The 1,168-nt window shown below is 67.7% G+C and carries 1 protein-coding gene; it reads left to right on the top strand.

The features are described 5' to 3' along the window. Positions 1-1,087: AMP-binding protein (locus A5704_RS20770; RefSeq protein WP_067890794.1), on the top strand; the 1,087-nt coding region annotated here is incomplete at its 5' end. Positions 1,088-1,168: the final 81 nt, after the last annotated feature.

Below are 1,168 nucleotides of genomic sequence, written 5' to 3'. Positions count from 1 at the left end.
CGATGTCGATTTTTCGCTGCTGGACGTTCCGCGTTCGGAACCGCTCGAGGACCCGGAGGCCTACCTGCGCGCGGCGATGGCCTGGCACTTCGGGGAGGACACCGGTTCGGCATTCTGGTTGCGGACCGCTGCGACGCTCGACTTCGATCCGATGACCGACGTCAAGACGTTCGCCGATCTGCGACTGTTCCCCAACCTCGTCAACGAACTGCGCACGGTCCCGGTCGAGGACCTCATCCCCCGCGGCTACGGGCAGCCACCGCCGGTGCCGCAGATATTCGAGTCCGGCGGAACCACGGGCGCGCCGAAAAGGACCGTGCAGCTTCCGGATTGGGTCGCACAGGTGGTTCGGTGGCAGACCGAGGACTTCGCCACCGGCGGGTTCCGCCGGGGCCAGGGCTTCTTGTGCCTGATGCCGAGCGGGCCGCACGGGGTGGGTTATTTCTCGCGGCTGGTCGCCGAGCGCCTCGGTGCGGTCTTTCACGGCATCGACATCGATCCGCGCTGGGTCAAGAAGGTCGCCGCGCGCGGCGCGGCCTCCGAGGTGGACGCCTACGTCGACCACGTCGTCGAGCAGGCCCTGTTCGTGCTGCGGACGCAGAATGTCGCGAACCTGCACACCACCCCGCCGCTGCTGGAGGCCATGGCCCGCGACGACCGGGTGGTGGATCTGCTGAACGAGAAGATCCGCTACCTGTTGCTCAGCGGAGCGCACGTGGACGCCGACACCCTCGACCTGCTCCGCGACCTCTTCCCGGCGACGACGATCACGATGGCGTTCGGCAGCACGATGGTGCTCTCCCAGGCGGTTACCCGTGTCGACGGCGACGCGTTCGTGTTCGACCCGCGGACACCGTACGTGGTGTTCTGGGTGGTCGATCCCGACACGGGCGAGCCGGTGCCGTACGGGGAGACCGGTCAGGTGGTGATGAACCACATCAGCAAGGGCATGTTCATCCCGAACAACCTGGAGCGCGACCTCGCGGTCAGGATGCCCGGGCCTGCGGCCGATCTCAGCGACTCCGTCAGTGCGGTGCGGCCGGTTTCCACCTTCGAGGGCGAGGCCGTCATCGAAGGGGTGTACTGAGCATGCCCGCCGAAGTGCCCGGTGTCGCAGCCGATTTGGTGGCGATCGACGCGCTCGGCCCCGACGGGGAGTACCGGACCC

The organism is Mycobacterium sp. E735 (genome assembly GCF_001666955.1).
Classification (GTDB): Bacteria; Actinomycetota; Actinomycetes; order Mycobacteriales; family Mycobacteriaceae; genus Mycobacterium.
The sequence above is the reverse complement of the archived record's forward strand: the minus strand, read 5'-3'. Positions and strand labels throughout refer to the sequence as shown.